This window comes from Neorhizobium populisoli (assembly GCF_019430945.1).
In the GTDB taxonomy this organism is placed as follows: Bacteria; Pseudomonadota; Alphaproteobacteria; order Rhizobiales; family Rhizobiaceae; genus Neorhizobium; species Neorhizobium populisoli.
The window spans coordinates 343,213-366,514 of record NZ_JAHYCB010000007.1 but is presented as its reverse complement, the minus strand read 5'-3'; the positions used below and the strand labels follow the sequence as shown (position 1 = coordinate 366,514).

The 23,302-nt window shown below is 61.6% G+C and carries 19 protein-coding genes and 1 pseudogene; 19 read left to right on the top strand and 1 reads right to left on the bottom strand.

What is annotated here, in order from left to right; translation table 11 throughout:
• Nucleotides 1-89: 89 nt before the first annotated feature.
• A complete protein-coding gene (locus KX729_RS21760) occupies nucleotides 90-722 on the top strand; it encodes a LysE family translocator (protein ID WP_219744584.1) in 633 nt (210 codons plus the stop codon).
• A gap of 16 nt (nucleotides 723-738) precedes the next feature.
• Here KX729_RS21760 and KX729_RS21755 read toward each other — a convergent pair whose 3' ends face one another.
• Entirely contained in the window at nucleotides 739-1,647 is a 909-nt protein-coding gene (locus KX729_RS21755) for a LysR family transcriptional regulator (RefSeq protein WP_219744583.1), read from the bottom strand.
• Between the two features lie 235 nt (nucleotides 1,648-1,882).
• Between KX729_RS21755 and KX729_RS21750 the strand changes: the two genes are divergently transcribed.
• The 18 genes and pseudogenes from KX729_RS21750 (at nucleotide 1,883) to KX729_RS21670 (ending at nucleotide 23,195) form a co-directional block, all read left to right on the top strand.
• A complete protein-coding gene (locus tag KX729_RS21750) occupies nucleotides 1,883-3,946 on the top strand; it encodes a hydantoinase/oxoprolinase family protein (RefSeq protein ID WP_219744582.1) in 2,064 nt (687 codons plus the stop codon).
• 5 nt (nucleotides 3,947-3,951) lie between these two features.
• Nucleotides 3,952-5,661, top strand: a complete 1,710-nt coding sequence (locus KX729_RS21745; RefSeq protein ID WP_219744581.1) for a hydantoinase B/oxoprolinase family protein — start codon at nucleotides 3,952-3,954, stop codon at nucleotides 5,659-5,661.
• A 10-nt stretch (nucleotides 5,662-5,671) separates the two neighbouring features.
• Nucleotides 5,672-6,784, top strand: a complete 1,113-nt coding sequence (locus KX729_RS21740; protein WP_219744580.1) for a M24 family metallopeptidase — start codon at nucleotides 5,672-5,674, stop codon at nucleotides 6,782-6,784.
• Nucleotides 6,781-7,836 carry an aminopeptidase P family N-terminal domain-containing protein gene (locus tag KX729_RS21735; RefSeq protein ID WP_219744579.1) on the top strand — a complete coding sequence of 352 codons (1,056 nt, stop codon included), beginning with the start codon at nucleotides 6,781-6,783 and terminating at the stop codon, nucleotides 7,834-7,836. Before KX729_RS21740 ends, KX729_RS21735 begins: the two co-directional genes overlap by 4 nt.
• Nucleotides 7,833-9,116, top strand: a complete 1,284-nt coding sequence (locus tag KX729_RS21730) for an MmgE/PrpD family protein (RefSeq protein WP_219744578.1) — start codon at nucleotides 7,833-7,835, stop codon at nucleotides 9,114-9,116. Before KX729_RS21735 ends, KX729_RS21730 begins: the two co-directional genes overlap by 4 nt.
• A 63-nt stretch (nucleotides 9,117-9,179) precedes the next feature.
• Nucleotides 9,180-10,163, top strand: a complete 984-nt coding sequence (locus tag KX729_RS21725; RefSeq protein ID WP_219744577.1) for an ABC transporter substrate-binding protein — start codon at nucleotides 9,180-9,182, stop codon at nucleotides 10,161-10,163.
• Nucleotides 10,164-10,227: 64 nt separating this feature from the next.
• Nucleotides 10,228-11,022 (top strand): ABC transporter ATP-binding protein, encoded by a 795-nt coding sequence (locus KX729_RS21720; RefSeq protein ID WP_219744576.1) that lies wholly within the window; start codon nucleotides 10,228-10,230, stop codon nucleotides 11,020-11,022.
• A gap of 1 nt (nucleotide 11,023) precedes the next feature.
• The gene (locus KX729_RS21715) at nucleotides 11,024-11,833 is read left to right on the top strand and encodes an ABC transporter permease (protein ID WP_219744575.1); all 810 of its coding nucleotides are present in this window, start codon (nucleotides 11,024-11,026) and stop codon (nucleotides 11,831-11,833) included.
• On the top strand, nucleotides 11,830-12,609 hold the full coding sequence (locus KX729_RS21710) for an ABC transporter permease (protein WP_219744574.1): 780 nt from the start codon (nucleotides 11,830-11,832) through the stop codon (nucleotides 12,607-12,609). Before KX729_RS21715 ends, KX729_RS21710 begins: the two co-directional genes overlap by 4 nt.
• A 19-nt stretch (nucleotides 12,610-12,628) precedes the next feature.
• Nucleotides 12,629-13,639, top strand: a complete 1,011-nt coding sequence (locus KX729_RS21705; protein ID WP_219744573.1) for an amidohydrolase family protein — start codon at nucleotides 12,629-12,631, stop codon at nucleotides 13,637-13,639.
• 123 nt (nucleotides 13,640-13,762) lie between these two features.
• Nucleotides 13,763-14,566, top strand: a complete 804-nt coding sequence (locus tag KX729_RS21700; RefSeq protein WP_219744572.1) for an SDR family NAD(P)-dependent oxidoreductase — start codon at nucleotides 13,763-13,765, stop codon at nucleotides 14,564-14,566.
• 323 nt (nucleotides 14,567-14,889) lie between these two features.
• Nucleotides 14,890-16,749, top strand: a complete 1,860-nt coding sequence (locus tag KX729_RS21695; RefSeq protein ID WP_219744679.1) for a TRAP transporter large permease — start codon at nucleotides 14,890-14,892, stop codon at nucleotides 16,747-16,749.
• Between the two features lie 49 nt (nucleotides 16,750-16,798).
• A complete protein-coding gene (locus KX729_RS21690; protein WP_219744571.1) occupies nucleotides 16,799-17,818 on the top strand; it encodes a TRAP transporter substrate-binding protein in 1,020 nt (339 codons plus the stop codon).
• A gap of 26 nt (nucleotides 17,819-17,844) precedes the next feature.
• The gene (locus tag KX729_RS21685; RefSeq protein WP_219744570.1) at nucleotides 17,845-18,726 is read left to right on the top strand and encodes an IclR family transcriptional regulator; all 882 of its coding nucleotides are present in this window, start codon (nucleotides 17,845-17,847) and stop codon (nucleotides 18,724-18,726) included.
• Between the two features lie 34 nt (nucleotides 18,727-18,760).
• Nucleotides 18,761-19,930 (top strand): acetyl-CoA acetyltransferase, encoded by a 1,170-nt coding sequence (locus KX729_RS21680; protein WP_219744569.1) that lies wholly within the window; start codon nucleotides 18,761-18,763, stop codon nucleotides 19,928-19,930.
• Nucleotides 19,927-21,558: pseudogene (locus tag KX729_RS21675) on the top strand (acyl-CoA synthetase); the annotation flags it as partial. The gene KX729_RS21680 and the pseudogene KX729_RS21675, both read left to right, overlap by 4 nt.
• A gap of 27 nt (nucleotides 21,559-21,585) precedes the next feature.
• Nucleotides 21,586-22,422, top strand: a complete 837-nt coding sequence (locus tag KX729_RS34560) for a PCC domain-containing protein (RefSeq protein ID WP_376776036.1) — start codon at nucleotides 21,586-21,588, stop codon at nucleotides 22,420-22,422.
• Nucleotides 22,423-22,445: 23 nt separating this feature from the next.
• Nucleotides 22,446-23,195: an SDR family NAD(P)-dependent oxidoreductase gene (locus tag KX729_RS21670; RefSeq protein WP_219744567.1), complete on the top strand. Its 750-nt coding sequence runs from the start codon at nucleotides 22,446-22,448 to the stop codon at nucleotides 23,193-23,195.
• The last annotated feature ends 107 nt before the right edge of the window (nucleotides 23,196-23,302 follow it).

Below are 23,302 nucleotides of genomic sequence, written 5' to 3'. Positions count from 1 at the left end.
ATGCCAATAATCTCGCTCTTCTTGGCTGTCTTCGCAAGGACATGCTCCGGCTTTCGGCGGTAGAAATCTCGCCGAAAAGGAGAAGACACATGGCCGAGCTATGGATTTTTCTAGGCGCACTGACCGTCGCCTATCTTCTGCCGGGGCCGGATATGGTGCTGGTTCTGCAGGTCGGCACGGCGCGCGGTACGACACACGCTATGGCGGCAGCAGCAGGTTTAGCGGCATCCCGAGGGGTACATGTGGCGCTGGCCGCACTGGGACTTGCAGCGTTGCTCCGCACGTCGCCGCTGGCCTTCGATATCGTCAAGCTGGTGGGCAGTCTCTATCTCGTCTGGCTGGGGATCGGCATCCTGCGCGCAGCCTCGCTTCTGCCGGAACATTCGGTTGCCACCGAACACCGTTCGGCCTCCTATAAGGGCGATATCGGACGCGGGCTGCTCACAAATTTTCTCAATCCGAAGCCGCTGCTGTTCTGCTCGGTGCTGTTGCCGCAGTTCATTCACACGGCAGAGGGCGGCGTGGCCGGCCAGTTTCTGTTTCTCGGGATCGTGCTCGTCTCGGTGGGTTTCGCTTTCGATGCGACATTATCCTTTGTAGGCTCGGCGCTCGGTCAGTTCTTGAGGCGGCATCCCTTGGTGCAAACGGTGCAGAAATGGATTTTCGCGTCCCTGTTGATCGGTTTTGGCGCGCGGCTGGCGCTTTCCGCGCGGCCGCAATGATCAGCCGAGACTTCGATCAGGCATAAGCCTTGTGGTGCGTGCGGAGATATTCCATCAGGTCGGCCGCCGGCTTCGAGAGCGGCCGGCGGATCGAGGCGATCTGGCGGACATCGAAATGGAGGTCGTCGCCGGCAAAGTCGAGTTTCGCAAGCTGGCCGCGTTCGATATCGGCCGCCACGCTTCGCTCCAGCGAACAGGCAATGCCGACGCCTGCCACCACGAATTCGCGCAGGAACTGGTATTCCGTTGCCTGCGCTGCCACCTTCACGTGATTGATGCCGGCGCCCGCCAGCAGTTTCGAAACGCCTCGGCCGAAAAGCGATGATGGCGGCGGGCCGACGAAATCGTAACGCGCCACATCTTGCGGCTTGATCCTTTTGCGGCGGGCGAGCGCATGGTTCGGGCCGGCGATCAGCACCAGTTTTTCCCGGCCGATGATCTCGGCGCGCACGCCGCGCAGGTCTTCGTTGCCGAGAAAACAGCCGACATCGGCCACGCCGTCGCGCACTTCGGCAAAAACATCTTCCTGCTTGCCTATTCTCAGAACCAGCTGGATATCCGGCCGCGCCAGCGCGAAGGCTGTGATTTCCTTGCGCAAAACGAAGTTGGCGAGGCTGCGCTGGCACGAGAGCACGACTTGCTGGCCGGTTTCGCCGCGAATTTTTACGACCTCGGCCCGCATGTCATTGGCTTCTTCGAGAAGCTCGCGCGCATGTTGCAACACGCTTCGGCCAATCTCGGTCAGCAGTGGTTTGCGGCCCCGACGGCGGATGAAGACCTGACCGCCGATTTCCTTCTCGATCGCCATGATATGGGCGCTGACGGAGGGCTGGGCGATGCCGAAACGATCCGCCGCGGCCGCGAAGCTTCCTTCCTCGACCACTGCAACCAGAACTTCCATTCGGCGGAGCGTGACATTGAACATGGTGATAACCTATAGCCTATAGGCTATCAAACCTAAAGCCCCCCAACCCGTTGCTAGTTACTGGTCGAGACGCTCAAATGCTGATCGAGGATGAGGAATGGCATGAACGATCCAAATGGGAGCCTGACGCGATAACCGTCAGCTGGAGTGTTCCTGCCATCGCTGGCCGAGGTCTCGGCGCAATCCATACAGAGACAGTTTTCCGCATGCGGTTCGTATGCGGACAGGAGGACGCATGAATATTGTCGGAATTGATATTGGCGGTACGTTTACCGATCTCGTCGGTTATGTCGACGGCAAGATCGTGACGTCGAAGACCTCGACCGTGCCGGCCGATCCGACCCAGGGTATTGCCCGCAGCCTGGAACTCGCCAACTGCGATCCTAACGAGCTGAACGAAATTCTGCATGGTTCGACGATTGCCATCAACACGGTGCTGGAGCGCAAGGGCGCCCGCACGGCGCTGATCACCACGACCGGTTTCCGCGATGTCTACGCGATCGGCCGCTCGAACCGCATCCAGGCTTTCAACCTGTTCTTCAAGCGCCCGCAGCCGCTGGTGCCGCGCAGCCTGACCTTCGAGATCCCGGAACGTGTTCTGGCTTCCGGCGAGGTTCTGGAAACCTTGGACGAGAAGGCGATTATCGCGATCATTTCCGAGATCCAAGCGGCCGGCGTTGAATCCGTCGCGGTCTGCCTGCTGCATTCCTGGGCCAATCCTTCGCATGAGCGCCGCGTCGGCGACATGCTGCGCCAGACGCTGCCGAATATCTTCGTGACGCTGTCGCATGAAATTCTCCGCGAGTACCGCGAATACGAGCGTTCCTCGACGACCGCGCTCAACGCCTTCGTCGGCCCGCGTGTCGGAGGTTACCTGAAGCGCCTCGAAACCTATCTCCGCTCGGGCGCTTTCGGCGGCAAGATCCATATCATGCGCTCCAACGGCGGCGTGATGTCGATCGGGCAAGCGCAGGAACAGCCGGTCTCGATGATGGAATCCGGCCCGGTCGCCGGTATGATCGGCGCGGGTCGGCTTGCCAAGATGCTCGGCCTCAAGCGTTGCATCGGCTTCGACATGGGCGGCACGACCGCCAAGTCGAGCCTGATCACCGATGGAGCGCCGGCGATCGAAACCGGTTACGTTATCGGCGAAGAGGCCGATGGCCAGCCGATGCAGCTGCCGGTCGTCAATATCGTCGAAGTCGGCGCCGGCGGCGGTTCGATCGCCTGGGTCGACAATGCCGGTGGCCTGCATGTCGGCCCGCAGAGCGTCGGCGCCGATCCGGGCCCTGCCTGCTATGGCAAGGGGGCGGACTTGCCTGTTGTCACCGATGCCGACCTGATCCTCGGTCGCATCAATCCGCAGCGTTTCCTGAACGGCGGCATGCCGCTTGACAAGGCCGCCTCCGAGCGGGCGATGCTGAACAAGGTCGGCAATGGGCTCGGCCTCAATGCGGTGGAAGCGGCGCTCGGCGTCGCCAAGATCGCCGATACGTCCATGTCGCTTTCGGTTCGGGCCGTCTCGATCCACAAGGGTATCGACCCGCGCGATACGGCGATGATCGCCTTCGGCGGTGCAGGACCGCTGCATGCGATCGCTATCGCCCGAGAAATCTACATTCCGCAGGTCATCATCCCGAAACTGCCGGGCACGTTCTCGGCACTCGGCATGCTGATGGCCTCTTGGCGGCAGGATTTCGTCCAGACCTTCATCGGCCGCGTTGGCGAGCTTTCGGAAGAGACGGTCAACAAGGTTTATGCCGAACTCGTTTCAAGCGCCAAGGAGCAGATGAAGCGCGACGGCATTTCCGAAACGGAGGCCGATTATCGCTTCTTCGCCGACCTGCGTTATGTCGGTCAGGAACATGCGATCTCGATCCCGCTTGAGGAGACCGCGCAGCTTTCCGGTGATACGAGCGAAGTCCGCAAGCGTTTCGATGCCGAGCACGACCGTCGTTATAGCCAGTCGGCTCCGACGGAAGCGCTGGAAGTCGTCAGCTTGCGCCTCGTTCTGACCGCTGCCCGCACCGACAATGTCGCAGAGGAATGGCTGTCGCGTCCGTGGGAACCGGAAGCGGAAGCGGAAGTCGGCAGCCGTGACGTGGTCTTCAACGATGCCTCGAAGCCGCTCAAGACAGCCATCTACTGGCGCCCGGCGCTGCCGGCCGGTTTCAAGCTCACCGGTCCGGCCGTGATCGAAGAGCCGAACTCCACCATCCTGATCCATCCCGGCGACGAGGTCGTTGTCCACGAAGCCGGCCATCTCCTGGTGACGCTCGCCAAGCAGAGCGAGGAATAAGATCCATGACCCTCCAGAAAAACGATCCGATCACCGTCGAAGTCGTCCGCAATGCCATCGTCGCTTATGGCGACGAGATGGCCGAGGCGCTGTGCAAATCCGCCTACAACATGATGATCTACGAGGTCCGCGACTATTGCTGCGGCCTGATCGACACGACGGGCCGGATGATCTCGCAGAACCGCGGCGGCCTGCCGATCTTCCTCGCCGATCTCGGCATTGCGGTCGAAGACGGTATCAAGAAATACGGTCTCACGGGTTTCGCGGAAGGCGACGTTCTCGTCATGAACCATGGCCATATCTGCGGCCAGCACCTGAACAACGTGGTCGTTTACGCGCCCTGCTTCCATGACGGCGAGCTGATCGGCTTTGCCGCCAACCGTGCGCACTGGGTCGACATCGGCGGCGGCCGCCAGGGTTTCGGTTCCAACGCCACGACCGACATCTTCTCCGAAGGCCTGCAGATGCGGTCCTTGAAGATCTACAAGGCGGGCGAGCTGAACGACACGCTCTACCAGATCATTCAGGACAATATCCGTTATCCGGATGCCAGCCTTGGCGACCTGCGTGCCCAGATCGCGTCGTGCCAGATCGGCGCGAAGCGTTATTCCGAACTTGTCGCCCGTTATGGCCGCGGCGTGGTGGAAAGCTGCGTCGAGACCATCTGGGACCACGCCGACAATGCGGTGCGTCAGGTCATAGAGCGTATTCCGGACGGCACCTATTCGGCCGAAAGCTATCTCGACAACGATGGCCGCGATCTCGCGACGCCGCTCAGGATCGCCGTCAAGGTCATCGTCTCTGGGTCGACCATCACCGTCGATTTCCACGGCATGCATCCGCAGGTCAATGGCCCGCTGAATTCCGGCCGTTCGGGTGGCATCGCGGCGGCACGTGTCGCCTTCAAGGCGCTCACTTCGCCGGAACTGGACGTCAACGAGGGCTGCTTCCGGGCGCTCAACGTCGATCTGCCGGACGGCACGATCCTCTCGGCCCGCCCGCCGGCGGCGCTTGGCCAATGGAGCATCGCGCTGCCGACCGTCATCGACACGATCCTGAAAGCCTTGGCGCCGGCCGTGCCGGAACTCATCCCGGCTGCCCACAAAGGCGACATGGGTGGCTGCTCCTTCTTCGGTTTCTACGACGATGGTTCGCGCTTCCTGCTGATGAACATCTTCGGCGGCGGCTGGGGCGGTCGTCCGCATGAGGACGGTGAATCCGCTGCGGTTTCCGTCTGCCAGGGCGACGTGCGCAACACGCCGGTCGAGCTGCAGGAGATCAAGTATCCGTTTATCATCGAGCGCCATGCGCTGCGTCCGGACTCCGGCGGCGCGGGCGAACATCGCGGCGGTCTCGGCATCGAACTGACCTATCGCTGCATGCGCGGCTGCCGCGGCAATATCAATTTCGACCGTACCGTCACCCCGCCCTGGGGCCTGCACGGCGGCAAGACGGGCGAGATTTCGATGGCGATCATCGACCGCGCCGATGGTTCGCGCCAGCAGGTTCACAAAGCGACCGACGTGCAGTTCACGCCCGGCGATCGCATCACCTTCCTGACCGCCGGCGGCGGTGGCTACGGCGATCCGCGCAACCGCTCGCGTTCGGATCTCGAAGAGGATATCGCCAACGGTCTCGTGTCGGCGGAAGCAGCGGCTCGCGACTATGGTTACGGCGAAGCCGCCCTGCCGCAGCGCATCGCAGTGAACGGCTGAGGAGCGCGTCATGATCGGCGAAATCCGCAAGAAGCGATTGATCGAGGCGATGGTGGACGCGGGGCTGGATGGCCTCGTGCTCTACGGCAATGCCTGGCAGAATGATTACCTGCGTTATGCCGCCGATTTTGGCATTCTGGAGGGCGAGGGGTTGGCAGTCGTCACGAAAGACGGCGACGTCACCCTCTATCTTGACGACGAACTGGAAGGCGAGCGGGCTTCAGTAGAATGCCCGGAAGTCAAGACCGTCGTCGCCGATAACCTGATCGAGACCGTGTCCGACGTCATCGGCCGGCTCGGCAACAGCCGCATCGCAGCCGGCCCTAAGCGGCATCTGCCTTATGGGCTTGCCGCGCGCCGCGGCGATCTTCGTTTCGAGGATGCGACGGCTCTGGTCGATCGTCTGCTGATGGTGAAGACAGCGGATGAGCTGGCCGCGATCCGTGGTGCGGCCCGTCTCGCCGATGAAGGGTATGCGATCTTTCGCAATGCCGCTGCCGTCGGCAAGAAGGACTATGAACTGATCGCAGAGATCGAATCCTTCTTCCGCAACGAAGGCGTCGACGACAATTTCATGATCATAGGCGTCGGCGGCCCGGAAGTGCGCGGCATGGCGCCGCCGCTCGGCAAGGTTCTGAAGCCCGGCGATCTGGTGACCACCGAGCTGACCCCCTGCGTCAACGGCTATTACGTCCAGATCTGCCGGACGCTCGTCATCGGCGAACCGAACGAGGCGCAGCGCAAGGTGTTCGGCATCTATAACGACGCGCTGGAAGCCGGGCTTGCGGTTGTGAAGCCGGGTGTAACGGCCGCGGACATCGCCCGCGCCGAGAACGATATTTTCCGGGCTCACGGTTTGGGCGATTACGTCACCAGCGAATATACCCGCGTGCGCGGTCATGGCCTTGGTCTGTTCCCCGACACCAAGCCGCATATTCTCGAAGACGTGAATACGGTGATCGAGGAAGGCATGTCATTGATCGTGCATCCGAACACCTACAATCCCGAGATCGGTTATTTCGTGCACGGCGACTCGCTGATCGTCCGCGCCGACGGGCCGGAAATCTTGACCAAGACGCCGCGAAAACTGTTCTCGGTGGATGCGAAGAGGGCTGCCGCATGAGACACGGTCTGATCCTCTGGCGCGAAGACGAACTTTCCACCGCCGACGTCAAGGCCCGGCAGGCGCGGCTGCAGGCTGCAATCGCGGCTGCCGGCCTCGACGGCGTGCTGATCTATACGAACCATGTGCGTTCGGCGGGCGTCACCTGGGTATCAGGCTTCACGCCCTATTGGTCGGACGGGCTTGTTCTGGTTTTGCGCGAAGGCATGCCGATCTTCCTGACGGCGCTGTCGAAGCGCGTCGGCGAATGGGTGAAGTCCGTCGCTCCGACCTTCGAAGTGGCGCATTCACCTTTCCCGGGGAAGCTCGCCGGCGAGCGGCTGGCCAAGGTCGGTGCAAAACGTCTCGGCGTTGTCGAGCTGGATCGCATGCCGGGCGGCGTGGTGGATGAGATCGTTTCGGTTCTGCCGCTCGAGCTTTCGGATGCGACCGAGCTGTTCACCGGTGTTCGTAGCCAGTTGGACCGTGCGGAACTGAACCTCGTGCGTATGACGGATGATATCGCTCGTGAGGCTTTCAGGGCCGGCGACGTGACATCGAAATTTGCCGGCGATTTCACAGGGCCTGTCGAACGGGCCGTCCGACTTGCCGGTGCGGAAGAATGCTACATGGCAGTGGCGCCCGATCTTTCGAAAGATCGCCGCTTCATCCGCAGCGGCAAAGCCGAACTCGGGCGCACGTTCGCGGTCCGGCTCTCGATCGCCTATAACGGTGTCTGGGTTCGTCGCATCGAGACTTTCTCTGCAGTTTCCGAAATCGGAGCGCGCCTCTCCTCCGTGAGCGCGGCGCTGGACAGGGCGTCTCCCGCCCAGCCGGCCGACGGGTCGATTTCGGCTTTCTATCTCCCCGACGGCGCCAAGCTGATCGACTGGCATCTGGAGGCGCCGCATGGCACGCGGCCGCTGAAGATCGTGGCGGATGCCGAGACACGCCTTGCCGTACCGGTGCCATACGGCATCCTGACGACGGCGTTTGTGCTGGATGACGAAACGATCGTCGCTTCCCGTCCGGTCGGGGTCGGCGAAAAAGTTCTGCGAGAGGCGGCCGAATGAACGCACGCGATCTCGTTTCCATTCTTTCGACGATCGATGGCGGGGACAAGGGTCTCCGCGATCTCGTCACCCTGCATACCGCCGACGCGCTCGCATGTCTTGCGGCGGGTGCCGGCGCGACGGAAGGCGCATTGTTGCTGGACTTCTATCGCGAGACCGGTGCGGGCGACGCAGTCTCCTTTGCTGCGGGCGCGTCGGCGGTTATCAGGTTTACGGAATGGGACGCGATCCATGTGCCATCCTGCGCCACGCCGGATGCGATGGCGGTGCCGGCGGCGCTGAGTTTTGCGCAGGATATCTCCACCTATGTGAAGGCTGTCGCGGCAGGTCACGCCGTTGGCGTTGCTCTGTCCGAAGCGGTCGGCGGCGTTTCTGCCTTGCCGGAAACATGGCCGGGTCTGTTTGCCGCTCCTGCGGTGGCGGCTGTCAGCGCGGCCATCGCGATGGGCCTTTCCGATGAGCAGGTGGCGCAGGCACTCGTGCTTTCGATGGCCGGCAGTTCGGGCCGTAACGGTCGTCCCTCGGGCATGCCCTCGGCCCGCTGGTTGGCGATCGGCGAGGCGACGCTCAAGGGCATTCGCGCGGCGCTTGCCGCCAAGGCAGGCGTGAAGGGCGACCTCGATCTCTTTTCACCTGGGTGGATGAAAGGGCAGGCAACTGCTGCTGTGGCGCTCGAGGCCCGGCATGTCGATCCCGGCGCGATTGCGCGGGTCACGGCAAAACCTTTCGTTTCCGCTCGCCAGGGCATCAATGCCATTCAGGCGTTTTCCAGCCTTGTGCAAAAGGGCGTCGATGCGGCCGATATCGAAAGCGCGCAGGTCTTCCTGCCGCCGGTTGCGGTACCGGTGGTGAGCCGGCCGCTCACCGCCGAGGATCGTCTTTCGACCATTGCCCATCTCGGCCTGCAGCTCGGCATAGCCGCATTCGAGCCGGCCCGGCAGATGGATGTTGATCGTAGCCGGCCGTTCGGCGCGGACGTTCTGGCATTCGCAAAACTGGTCACGGTTTCTGCCGATGAAAGCCTTGTTGATGAGGGTTGGCCCGCGCGGGTTGTCGTCTCGGTGAAGGGGCAGACACAAGAGGCAGTCTGGCCGCAGAATTCCGGTGAAGATCCGCAGGCCGTGCTCGATCGCAAGATTGCAAGTCTGGCACCGGCCGTGGCGCGGACGCTGCAGCGGATCGAAGCTTTCGCGAGCGGTGATCCGGTGGCGATTGCCGAAGCGCGCAGCCTGATGCGGAGCCTGACAAATTCCCCGGCTTCGAAAAGCGAGGCCGCTTAAGGCCAAGAGTTCAAACACCACAGATGCCGCGGAGGAGAGGCGGCATCGCACAAGGAGGAGAGAATGCTGAAATTTCTGAAGACATTTGCGACGGCGGCGGCGGTGACCGCGCTGTCGTGGGGCGTGGCAAACGCTCAGGCGATCGAGAAGAAGGACATCACGATCGGCCTGCCGCTCAACACCTCGACTCTGCTGCCGATCTATGTCGCTGACGCGCAGGGCTTCTTCAAGGAAGAGGGCGTCAACGTGAAGGTCGTCGCCTTCAAGGGCGGCACGGAACTGGTGCGCGGCATGGTCGCCGGCTCGGTCGATATCGGCGTCGGCGCGTTTTCCGAAGCGCTGCTCGGCGTCGAAAGCGGCCAAGGCGTGAAGATCTTCTACGGCGGCTTCAACATGGCCGTGTTCGACTGGTATTCGGTGCCGGCGATCAAGACGTTGGAAGAAGCCAAGGGCAAGCGCTTCGGCATCTCGACCTTCGGTTCTTCGACCGACTTCCTGACTCGTTATGCGCTCGCCACCAAGGACATCAATGCCAAGAGCGACGTACAGATCGTCCAGGGTGGCGGTTCGGTTCCGCGCCTCGCCGCGATGGAAGCCGGCCAGCTCGAGGTGAATATCTTCGCGACGCCGGAAAAATTCATGGCGGCCGATCGCGGCATGAATCTTCTGCTGCAGCAGAAGTCGATCACGCCTGACTTCCCGTTCCACTGCTTCTATGCACGCGAGGACTTCATCAAGAACGATCCGAACGCCATCAAGGCCGTACTGCGCGGTTTTGCCAAGGCGGTGCGCTGGTCGAAGGAGCATAAGGAGGAGTCGGTCAAGCTGCTCGCCTCCAAGCTCGGTCTTGAAGAGACCTATCTCGCCCGCGGTTACGACGACTTCATCGACGAGGTTTTCGAAGACGGCCGTCTGGCGAGCGATGCCGGCATGAAGGCCTTCTGGGACATCGGCATCATGAACGGCAGCTACAAGGAGCCGATGCCGCTCGCAAAATACTGGGTCGGCACGTTCCACGACACCTATAACGAATGGAAACCCAAGTAAGCTTTCTGTTTGTATGATAGTATGGCGAGAGCGGGTGGGAACCCGCTCCAGGAGGAATAACAAAGTGGCGCAGATTGAAATCCGCGATCTCGGGATCGATTACCGCAAGCCGAAGAGCAACGAGGTGTTTTCCGCCGTTGATAACGTTGAGTTGTCGATCGAAAAGGGCGAATTCGTCACCATCGTCGGCTCGTCCGGTTGCGGTAAGAGCACGCTTTTGATGGCGGTGGCCGGGCTCGTGAACCTGTCGCGCGGTTCGATCAAGATCGACGGCAAGCAGGTGACCGGTCCTGGTCCCGACCGCGCCGTGGTGTTTCAGGAAGCGTCGCTTCTGCCCTGGCGTTCGGTGCGCGGCAACGTCAAGTTCGGGCTGGAAATGCAGCGCTGGAACGGCGGCGACCTTAACGAGCGGGCCATGCAGATGATCCGGCTCGTGGGCTTGAGCCGTTTCTCCGACTATCATCCGCACCAGCTTTCCGGCGGCATGCGCCAGCGTGTCAATATCGCCCGGGCGCTCGCTGTCGATCCGGACGTGCTGTTGATGGACGAGCCGTTCGGCGCGCTCGATGCGCAGACCCGCGAGATCATGGGCACCGAACTGCTGCGCATCTGGGAGCGTCACAAGAAGACGGCATTGTTCGTCACCCACGATATCGACGAGGCGATTTTCCTTGCCGACAAGATCGTGGTGATGGGCCGTAACCCCGGTCATATCAAGGAAGTCATCAAGGTGGACCTGCCGCGTCCGCGTGACGAGGCGATCCTCGACAGCGATGATTTCCATAGCCTGCGCAAGCGCCTGCGCGCGCATCTGGCGGAAGACATGTCCAGCATGCAGCTCGTGAAGGAGGTGGCATGAGATGGCCGACATGACCGCTGAAACGACAGCGACACGGCAGGTCTCGTTTTCCGCCCTGCGTCCGTCGCGGGAGGCGGTGGTCGGGACACTGGCGGTGCTCGCCTTTCTCGTCCTCTGGCAGATCGCGCCGTCGATGGGCTGGGTGAATGGCCGCTTCACCAGCCGGCCGACGGAAGTGTTCTTCGCGGCGATCGACGTCTTCCGGAAGGACGATTTCCTGTTTCATGCGCGGATCAGCCTGACGGAATTCGTCGCGGGTTTCGCGCTTGCGATCATCGTGTCCATTCCATTAGGCGTGCTGCTCGGCACGTCGAAGATCGCCCGTTACCTGATCGATCCGCCGCTGATGGCGCTTTATATCGCGCCGACGCTGGTACTTCTGCCGATCATGGTGATCTGGCTCGGCATCGACATGGCGCCAAAAATTGCGGTCGTCTTCCTGGGTGCCGTCTTCCCGATCGTGCTCAACACCATGGCCGGCATGAGCGAGGCCGATCCGCGGTTCCTGCGCATGGCGCGTTCCTTCGGTGCGACCAAGCTCGATATCTTCATGCGCGTTCTGGTGCCCGGTTCCCTGCCGGCGCTGTTGACCGGCATCCGGCTGGCGGTCGGTCGCGCGGTGCTCGGCGTGATCGTCGGTGAGCTTTTCGTGTCGCAGGCCGGCATCGGCTACCAGATTAATCTCTATGGTTCGGCGATGCGGATCGATCGCCTGCTTGTCTATGTGTTGATCGTCAGTGCCTTTGGCTACACGCTCACCATCCTCGTCCGTTCGGTCGAAAACAGGATCCGCGACTGGAGGTCGAAATGATCGTCGAACTCTTCTATCGCCGGCAGGCGCTGATATTAGGCACGCTGTCGATGATCGGTCTGCTGGTCTTCTGGCAGATCGCCGTCGATGCCGGGCTGATCAATCCGTTCTTCATCTCGACGCCGAGCCAGGTCTGGACCGAGTTCCTCGTCCAGTTCGAAGACGGGCAGGTGGCCGCCAATGTCGGCGCGACGCTCTATTGCTTCGTCTGGTCGATGGGATTGGCTACCGTCGTCGGCATCGTGCTCGGCATGCTGGCCGGCTGGTTCCGGGATGTCGAATCCGCACTCGAACCGTTCATCTGGTTCAAATATTCGGCGCCGACGGTGGCCTTCTATCCGCTGTTCATCGCCTGGCTGGGGTACGGCACGCCGACGATCATTGCCATCGCCTTCCTCTTCGCGCTGACGCCGATCTATGCCAACACGCTTTCGGGCATCAAGAATATCGACCGCGATCTCGCCAAGGCCGCAAGATCCTTCGGCGCAAAGCCGCTCGATATCTTCCTGCAGGTAGCGCTGCCGGGCTCCGTACCCGTCATGATGGCCGGCCTTCGCCTCGGTGTCGGCCGCGCGCTGACGGGTGTCGTGGTGGCCGAATTGTTCGGTGCCAATGCCGGGCTCGGTTATGCGATCACCTATTACGGCCAGCTGATGCAGACGACCAAGATGATGGTGTCGATCGTCATCGTCATCCTGCTTGGCGTCATCCTCACCCAGATCCTTTCATTCCTCGAATCCAAGACCGACTCCTGGCGCGTCGATAGCGGCCGCTGAATTTTCAAAGGTTAGTGTCATGAAGATCATCGATTCTCATTTTCACTGGTGGCCGCGGTCGATTTTCGAGCCGCTTCTGAAGCGCGAAGGCTTCCCGAAGGCGGTGGTGAATGCGCGCGGCGGCTATACCTATCACGGCGCGGACAATCGACGCGGCACGGTGGCGAGCTGGAAGGAATGGTTCGATCTCGACGAACAGCTCGCCTATATGGATACGCTCGGCCACGACATTTCCGTGGTGTGCTCGATCGGCCCGCTGTCGATCTATTTCTCCGAACTGCCGGCCAAAGAAGGCCGCGATGCGGCGATCGCCTGGAACGAGGAAATGGCCTGGGCGCAGCGACGTTATCCGGGCCGCGTCTGGGCGTCCGCCGCCATCCCGCTGGTCGATACGAAGATCGCCATGGATGTGTTGGAGGATGCCGTCGGCAGGCTCGGTCTGATGGGCGTCAACCTGCCGGGCAGCGTCGGCAAGGACGGTATGATCGACGATGTCAGGCTGGAGCCGTTTTATGCGCGGGTCTCCGAGCTTGGTTTGCCGATGTTCCTGCACCCGACTGATGCGGTCTTCGCGGATGTGATGCAGGGCTATAACGACGCGCTGCACCTGAGCCTCGGCCGCGTGGTCGAAGTGAGTGCGGCGGCTTCCCGCCTCATCCTCTCCGGCATGATGGAGCGGCATCCGGGCCTCAAGGTCGTCATGTCGCATACTGGCGGTGCGCTGCCTTATCAGTCCGGCCGCATGGACAAGAATTCCAAGACGGCAGGTCTCACGAAGCCGGTCAGCCACTACCTGCACCGAATGTTCACCGATACGGTCTCGCCTCATTCGGCCGGCCAGAAGTTCGCGATCGATTATTTCGGCGTCGAGAACGTCATGTATGGCACGGACTACCCCTGCTGGGATCCGGAAGTCTGCCTGAAACTGCTCGGCGAGATCGAAATGTCGCCGGCCGTGAAGCAGAAGATTTTTCACGACAACGCCGTGCGCATTCTAGGCCTGAAACTGCCCGCGGCCGTTGCCGCCTGATCTATTCTTGGCCACTTATACACGTTTATGAACATGTTCTGTTCGATCTTGAACGTGGACCGAACGAAATCTGCACCCTAAGTTGCTCCAGTCCGCCGGGAGGGCGGGCTGGAGGAGCATTTTATGGATCGCATGAAAAACAAGGTCGTTCTCGTGTTCGGCGCCGGTTCGGTCGGGCCGGGTTTCGGGAACGGCAAGGCGGCCGCCGTCGCCTATGCGCGTGAGGGCGGCAGCGTCGTCTGCGTCGACGTCAATCTCGATGCAGCGCAAAATACCCTCGATGTGATTGAATCCGAGGGCGGCACCGGTCTGGCGCTGGTCGCCGACGTCACCAAATCCGCCGATATCGCCGTGGTCGTCGAGCGCGCGATGGAGCGTTTCGGCAGGATCGACGTGCTACACAACAATGTCGGGATCAATCTGCCGGGCGGCGCCGCCGAGGCGACCGAAGAGAGCTGGCGGAAGGTGATGGACGTCAACCTGACCAGCGCTTTCCTCACCTGCAAGGCGGTTCTGCCGATCATGGAACGTCAGGGAGGCGGCGCGATCGTCAATATCTCGTCGCTCGCATCCATCAGGTGGACCGGTTATCCCTACGTTTCATATTATGCATCGAAAGCGGCGCTCAACCACTTCACACGGGCAATCGCCATCGAATATGCCGCCAAGGGTATTCGCGCCAATGCCGTCCTGCCGGGGGTGATGGACACGCCACATATCCAGAAGCAGATCAGCGGCTACTACGGTTCTGCCGATGAGATGAAGGCCAAGCGTGACGCGCTTTCGCCGATGAAACGGCAGGGAGACGGCTGGGACATCGCCTGGGCCTCGGTTTTCCTTGCTTCCGATGAAGCGAAATACATTACCGGTATCGAGCTTCCGGTGGATGGCGGGTTACACGTGACCGTATCCGGCAGCCTGCAATAACTCGCATTTTTTTGCCAAAATACGAGTTCCATTATATGGATCGATAATTGCATTTTTTGCTTGAGCTGGTGATTTTAGGCTTGCCTAACAGAACAAGCTCAAGCAAACTCCGGCAACTCGAAGAAGAATAAGATCCATATCATGGACTACTGGGGATGGCTGGAGGAACCTGCTCTCTGGAAGGGATGAAACGTTGAGGACCGTTTCATCCGATCGCGGATTTTCGCGAACTTCCTGGCGCAGGATAACTCTGGTGAACGGCGCTTCTTGCGCCGTGCGGAGGAGGACAGCGCGTGACGGCAGCCAATAATACGATCGAACAGATGGATGAGGCCTCGTTGTTGGCGGGTCTCGAAGGGGTCTCGCAACAGCCGCAATCCGGTTCGGTCTGGATGCGGCCGGTGGAGGCGATCGCGGCGGCGCTGCTGACGGCGATCATCGGCCTGCTGCTCGCCGGCGTCATTTCGCGTTATGTCTTCTCGCTGCCAATCGTCTGGATCGATGAGGTTGCCTCGATCTCCTTCCTCTGGCTCGCCATGCTCGGTGCGGCGATGGCGGTCGATCGTGGCGAGCACCTGCGGCTGACCCTGTTCGTCGGCATGCTGCCGGAAAGGGTGCAGGCTTTTTGCAATACCGCGGCGATGCTGCTCGTGGCGCTTTTCCTCGGCGTCATGCTGCGGCCGGCTTATGAATATGCGATCGAGGAATCCTACATCACCTCGGCGGCTCTCAACATTCCGATGAGTTTTCGCGCGGCAGCACTTCCGGTCGGCGTCGGGCTGATGCTTGTCATGGCGTTGGCCAACGCCTTGCGGGGATCGACCCTGAAGCGGATCGTCGTTTCGGTCGTGGTGATCGCGGCCGTCACCGGTCTTCTCTGGCTGATCGGGCCAAGCCTCAAGCAGCTCGGTAACTGGAATATCCCGATCTTTCTCGTCGGCTTCGTGGCGCTGTTCCTCGTGCTCGGCGTGCCGATCGCCTTCTGTTTCGGCCTTTCGACGCTCGCCTTCCTGTCGTTTACGACATCGGTGCCGGTCTTCGTGATGATCGGCCGCATGGACGAGGGCATGTCGAGCATCATCCTGCTTTCGGTGCCGATCTTCGTCCTGCTCGGCTGCGTGTTGGATGCAACAGGCATGGGCAAGGCGATCGTCGAGGTTCTGGCTTCGCTGCTCGGGCACGTGCGGGCCGGCATGTCCTATGTCCTGCTCGGTTCGATGTTCCTCGTCTCGGGTATTTCGGGTTCGAAGGTTTCCGACATGGCAACCGTGGCGCCGGCGCTGTTTCCGGAAATGAAACGACGCGGCCACAAGCCGCCGGAAATGATCGCGCTGCTCGCCACCGGTGCCGCGATGGCGGAAACCGTGCCGCCCTCGATCGTGCTGATCGTGCTCGGCTCGGCGGCGGGCGTGTCTATTGCTGGCCTGTTCACCTCCGGCTTCGCCATCGCGATGGTCCTGCTGCTGATCCTCGCCATTCTGGCGCGCTGGAAATCGCGGCATGAATCGATGGCAGGCGTGAAGCGGGCTTCGCTTCCGATGATCAAGAAGGCGTTCCTCGTCGCGGCGCCGGCGCTTGTCCTGCCCTTCATCATCCGCACCGCTGTCGGCGAAGGCATTGCGACGGCGACAGAGGTTTCGACCATCGCCGTCCTCTATGCGATGATCATCGGCGCCACACTTTACGGCGGCATCAAGCTCAGCAAGCTCTATTCCATGCTGGTCGAGACGGCGGCGCTTTCCGGCGCGATCCTGATGATCCTGGGCGCTGCCTCCGCCATGGCCTGGGCGCTGACCCAGACCGGTTTTGCGGCGCAGCTCGTGGCTTCCGTGCAGGAACTGCCGGGTGGCTGGATGACCTTCATGGGCGTTACCATCATCATCTTCATGGTGCTCGGTTGCGTGCTGGAAGGCCTGCCGGCGATCGTGCTCATGGCGCCGATCATGTTCCCCGTCGCCCGCTCGCTCGGCATCAACGACATCCACTATTCCATGGTGGTCGTCACGGCGATGAATATCGGCCTGATGACCCCGCCGATCGGCATCGGTTTCTATATCGCCTGCAAGATCGGCAATGTTTCGCCAGACGCGGCCATGAAGGCGATCTGGCCCTATATCGGCGCCCTGATGATCGGCCTTCTGGTGATCGCAGCCGTGCCGTATTTCTCGACGGTTTTCCTCTGAAGGCCGTTGAAACAATAAAAACCGGGAACAGAAATCGGAGGAGGATTTCATGAACGTCAATCGCAGAACGCTGCTCTTGGGCGCGGCCACGACCGGCATCGCCACGACCTTTTCGATCCGCACGCGGCCGGCCAATGCCGCCGAGTTCACCTACAAGTTCGCCAACAACCAGGCCCTGACGCACCCGATGAACGTGCGGGCCAAGGAGGCGGTCGCAAAGATTCAGGAAGAGAGCGGTGGTCGCATGGCGATCAACATCTTCCCGTCGAGCCAGCTCGGCGCCGATACCGACATGCTGAATCAGGTGCGTTCCGGCGGCGTCGAAATGTTCAGCCTTTCGCCGATCATCCTGTCGACTCTGGTGCCGAACGCCTCGCTGAACGGCGTCGGTTTCGCCTTCCCGAGCTATGACCAGGTCTGGCCGGCCATGGATGGCGAGCTTGGCAAATATGTGCGTGGCGAAATCGAGAAAAAAGGCCTTCTGACGCTCGACAAAATCTGGGACAACGGTTTCCGCCAGATCACCTCCTCCAAGGGGCCGATCAATACGCCGAAGGACCTTGAAGGTTTCAAAATCCGCGTGCCGGTGAGCCCGCTCTGGACCTCGATGTTCACCGCCTTCGGTTCGGCGCCGGCCTCGATCAACTTCGCCGAGACCTATACCGCGCTGCAGACCGGCATCGTCGACGGTCAGGAAAACCCGCTCGCCATCCTGACCACGGCAAAGCTTTTCGAGGTGCAGAAATTCGTCTCGATGACCAACCATATGTGGGACGGTTTCTGGATTCTGCTCAACCGTCGCTCCTGGCAGGCGCTGCCGGAAGATATGCAGCAGCTTGTCGCCAAGCATTTCAATGCCGCCGCCGATCTGGAGCGCAAGGACGTCATGGCGCTGAACGACACGGTCCAGGCCGAGCTTGAAGGCAAGGGCATGAAGTTCAACAAGCCGGATGGTGCGCTCTTCCAGGAAAAGCTGAAGACCGCGAACTTCTACAGGGACTGGAAGGCCAAGTATGGCGATGAGGCTTGGGCGATCCTCGAAAAAGCAGTCGGCAAGAAGCTCGGCTGATCGGCCAAGCATATGGAAAGCAGGTCATGGAACAGGTGATCGAAAATCTTTCTGATATTCGTGAAGCACCTGCATCCGTGTCCGGTGCCCAGGCGGTGGAGCGAGCCTTGCAGCTTCTCTCCATCGTTGGCCGCGCAGCGGAAAAAGGGGTGGCTCTCGGTGACGTGGTGACCGAGAGCGGCCTCAACAAGCCGACCGCACGCCGTCTTCTGATGGCGCTGATGCGCTCGCGGCTCGTCGAACAGGACGAGCTGACCCGCCGATATTTCCTCGGCGGCGAACTTTACGTGCTCGGCATGCTGGCCTCGCGCCGGCATGGCCTGCTTGAAATGGCCGCCGAGAGCCTGAAACGGCTTTCGGCGGCCTCTGCCGACACGAGTTTCGTGTCGATGCGGCGTGACGATTATGCCGTCTGTCTGCATCGCGAAGAGGGCACGCATCCGGTGCGCACCCATGCACTGTTGACCGGCGACCAGAATCCGCTCGGCGTTGGTGCCGGGTCGCTCGCCATGCTGGCGGCGCTGCCGGACGTGGATGTCGAGGCGATTCTCGGCCGTATTGATGGCGTGATCGGCGCTCAATATCCGGGATATTCGGCAGAGATCATCCGGGAGGACGTAATACGCAGCCGGGAGCTTGGTTATGCACTCAATCCGGGGCGAGTGATCGCCAATTCCTGGGGCATCGGCATGGCGATCCTGTTGCCGGACGGGCGGCTTGCCGGGGCGCTTTCCATCGCGGCGATCGACAGCCGCATGGGCGAAACCCGCCGTGCCGAGCTTGTCGGGCTGATGCGGCAGGAGGTCGACCGGGTGCAGGGCAAGCTGAAGACGCTCTTCAGTGTCGACCGGCCGGTCTTGAAAAGAAGTTCGCAGGTCGCGCGGTCACGCACGCCGGAAACAGTTTGAAACGCCGGGAATGGCGGAGAACAGGGAGAAGGTCATGACGACGGCACATATCGTCGGGTGGGCACACTCGAAATTCGGCAAGTCCGAAGCGGGCTCGACCCGGGAGCTGATGGCCGAAGTGGTCAATCCGGCACTCGAGCATGCCGGCGTCACCGCCAAGGATGTCGACGGCATTTTCGTCGGCGTATTCAACAACGGCTTCTCGAAACAGGATTTCCAGGGCGCCCTGGTGGCGATGGCCGCCGACGGTTTCGACCATACGCCGGCGGTGCGGATGGAAAACGCTTGTGCGACGGGCTCGGCGGCGCTTTACCAGGCGCTGGATTTCATTGCGGCCGGTCGCGGCAAGATCGCGCTGGTCGTCGGTGCCGAAAAGATGACGGCGCTGCCGACCAAGGAGACGGGCGATATCCTGCTGTCCGCCTCCTATCGCGAGGAAGAGGCGGATGTGGAAGGCGGTTTCGCCGGCCTCTTCGGCCGCATCGCCAGCCATTATTTCCAGCGTTACGGCGACCGTTCCGAAGAACTGGCGATGATCGCCGCCAAGAATCATGCCAACGGCATGAAGAACCCGTATGCACATATGCAGAAGGATTTCGGCTTCGATTTCTGCAATACTGTTTCCGACAAGAACCCTTACGTGGCGGCGCCTCTGCGGCGGACGGATTGCTCGCTGGTTTCGGATGGCGCGGCAGCGCTCGTCATCGCTGCACCGGATGTTGCGGCCGGCTTGAAGCGGGCCGTCGCGTTCAAGGCGCGCAACCATGTCAACGATATCCTCGCGATGTCTCGGCGGGATCCAATTGCTTTCGATGGCGCGCGTATGGCCTGGCAGAAGTCGCTGGCTGAGGCAGGCGTTTCGCTGGACGACCTTAACTTCGTCGAGACGCATGACTGCTTCACCATCGCCGAACTCATCGAATACGAGGCGATGGGGTTGGCGGAGCCGGGCAAAGGTTATCGTGTCATCCGCGAAGGCATCACCCGCAAGGATGGCCGCCTGCCGGTCAATCCGTCCGGCGGGTTGAAATCCAAGGGCCATCCGATCGGTGCGACCGGCGTTTCCATGCATGTCATGGCGGCGATGCAGCTCTGCGGGGAGGCGGGCGAGATGCAGCTTCCGAACGCGACGATGGCCGGCGTCTTCAACATGGGCGGCGCGGCCGTTGCCAATTACGTCTCCATTCTGGAGCGGGCGAAATGAACGCGATCACCTCTGTTGCGGTCGGTGATCAGGCCGGCCCGAAGGGCGGGCTCGCGCCCCGCTCGACACGGGTGATGAACCTCGCCCGTTTCGTGACGCAGGCGACGCGTCGCGAGCCGCAGGGCGTGGCGCTCGTCTGGGCGGACCGGACTTGGACCTGGGAAGAGTTGGAGACGCGCATCGACGCGATGGCGACGGCGCTGCAGCAGCGGTTCGGGGTGACGAAGGGTGACCGCATCCTCGTCCAGTCGCAGAACTGCAACCAGATGTTCGAGAGCATGTTCGCCTGTTTCCGGATCGGTGCCGTCTGGGTGCCGACCAATTTTCGTCAGACGCCGGAAGAGGTAGCCTATCTCGCCAAGGCGAGCGGCGCGACGGGAATGATCTGCAATGTGTCGTTTCCGGATCACGCCCGTGTGGCGCGTGAGACGAATGCCGCGATCGGTTTTACGATCGTCATCGGCGAGGCGGAGTTCGGTCAGTCTTACGATGCGATCGTCGATGAATTTTCCGGCAAGAAGCCGGTCGAAGCACAGGTAGAGCGTGACGATCCCTGCTGGTTCTTCTTTACGTCCGGCACGACCGGCCGGCCGAAGGCGGCGGTGTTGACCCATGGCCAGATGGCCTTCGTGATCAACAACCATCTCTGCGATCTGATGCCGGGCGTCACTTCAGCAGACGCAGCGCTGGTCGTCGCGCCGCTGTCGCATGGCGCGGGCGTGCACCAGCTGACGCAGGTCGCGCATGGGGTGAAAACCATCCTGCTGCCGACCGAAAAATTCGATATCGACGCGGCCTGGGCGCTGATCGAGACGTGGCGCGTTTCGACCATGTTCACCGTGCCGACCATCCTCAAACTTCTGATCGAGCATCCGGCCGCCGAGAAATACGACCATTCCTCGCTGCGCTACGTCATCTATGCCGGCGCGCCGATGTATCGCGAGGACCAGAAGCGGGCGCTGAAATCGCTTGGTGCGGTGATCGTCCAGTATTTCGGGCTCGGTGAGGTGACCGGCGCGATCACGGTCCTGCCGCCGGCTCTGCATTCTATTGAAGATGGCGAGGCGGCGCGGATCGGAACCTGCGGCATGGAACGCACCGGCATGCAGGTGTCGATCCAGAACGATCAGGGCGAGGAGGTCGGTCCGTTCGAAACGGGCGAGATCTGCTGCATCGGCCCGGCGGTGTTTGCCGGTTATTACGACAATCCGGAGGCCAACGAAAAGTCGTTCCGCAAGGGCTGGTTCCGCACCGGCGATCTCGGTCATATGGACAATGAGGGTTTTCTCTATATTACCGGCCGCGCCTCAGACATGTATATTTCCGGCGGCTCGAACGTCTATCCGCGCGAGATCGAGGAAAAGCTGCTGACGCATCCGGCCATCAGCGAAGTGGCGGTGCTCGGCGTGCCCGATCCGCTCTGGGGCGAGGTGGGGTATGCGGTGTGCGTCGCCAAGCCGGGTGTTGCGGTCTCCGAGCAGGAGATGTTCGCTTTCATCGATGGCAAGATGTCTCGCTATAAGATGCCAAAACGCTTCATCTTTTGGGATGCGTTGCCGAAATCCGCCTATGGCAAGATCACCAAGAAGATGATCCGCGAAGAGCTGCAGGCACGCGGCGAGCTGGATCAGAAGCCGGCTCATCAAAAACCGGCGATGCGGCAGCTCGTGCATCCGGGGGCGATCGTGCCTGTGCGCCACGAAGCGGTCCGCACCGAGCTGAAACCGGTCGATGGTGTTCTGCAGAAAGGCGAAGTCTTCCTTGCTGGCATGGCGCGGGTATTTGCCGAAGCCGGCTGTAGGGGCGGTTTCGTCAATATCGAGGGTGGCGCCTGCGATCCGTTTCGCTACGTGTTGCCGGCCTTCTCGCCGGATAACGACCATGCAGCCTGGTACAGCGCGACCTTTGCGCCTGATGCTGGCGGGCGATTCCAGGCCGCCACCGCGATCTTTGGCGAGCGTGACGGCGCGCCTTTCCTGCATTGCCACGGCATCTGGGATACCGGTGAAGGTGCCTTGCGCATGGGCCATGTCCTGCCATTCGACAGCATCGTCAGCGAGCCGATCCGCGTCAGCGGTTACGGTAGCAAGACGGCAACCTTTGATTCGATCCCGGATCCGGAAACCAATTTCACGCTGTTTTCTGCCAAGGGCGAAAGCGAGCCGGGCAACGGCATCCTGTTGCGGATCAGGCCGAACGAGGATGTCGCGGCGGTGATCGAAGCCGTCTGCGGCGATCTCGGGATCCAACACGCCCGCATCTTCGGCATCGGCAGTATCAACGAGCCGGTTTTCGAAGATGGCCGACGCGTCGTCTGCCTCGCTACCGAGATCGTCATTGAAAACGGCGTCGTCGAAAAGACTGCCGACGGTCTGCGTGCCACGCTGGATGCGGCGGTTGTCGATACGGACGGCGCGATCTATCACGGCAGGCTTGTCCGGGGCGACAACCCGGTCGGCGTCACATTCGAACTGGTCATCGTGGGTCAATAAATCCGGCAATAGGAGAGCTGTTCATGCGAAGCGTCGTCGTCACGGGTGCGGGATCGGGTATCGGCCTTTCGACGACGGAGCTGCTGATCGACGCCGGCTGGCATGTAATCGCCGCCGACCGGGATAGCGCTGCGCTGGAGCGGCTTCAGGAGCGGCACGGCAATCAGGAGACATCCCTGACGACGGTCGCGCTCCACATCACCGATGAGAAGGCGATCGCCGATCTTGCCGAGAAGTGCCGCAATCTGTCAGCACCGCTCGAAGCCCTCGTCAACAGCGCCGGCATCGGCTCGAACGTAAGGTTTGCCGATACGACGGCCGACCAGTTCCGCCGCATCTACGATATCAACGTGGTCGGTGCCTTTGCCCTGTCGCAGGCGCTCGCCCCGATCCTGCGGGAAAATGGCGGCGGCTCGATCGTCCATATCGCTTCGGTTTCCGGCATTACCGGCAATCTCGGCCGCTCCGCCTACGGTGCTTCCAAGGGCGCGCTGATCACCCTGACCAAGATCATGGCGGTCGAGCTGGCCGATGATCTGATCCGCGTCAACGCGATTGCGCCCGGCCCGATCGAAACGCCAATGGTCAAGGAAAACCACACGGCCGTCACCCGCGAGGAATGGCACCGCACCGTGCCGATGCGTCGTTACGGCCAGCCGGAGGAAATCGCCTCGGCGATCGCCTTCCTCGTCGATGGCCGGCAATCGTCCTACGTGACCGGCCAGATTCTGGCGGTCGACGGCGGTTTCACGGCCGCGGGCCTGATGGCGTGATCCGATCCGGCACAGGCTTTTTCAGAGGCGTCTCTTTGTGACAACATCTTCATCGGAATCGGTGGGGCCACCTGCCGAGATTCGTTGACAAGTTCCTGCGCACATTG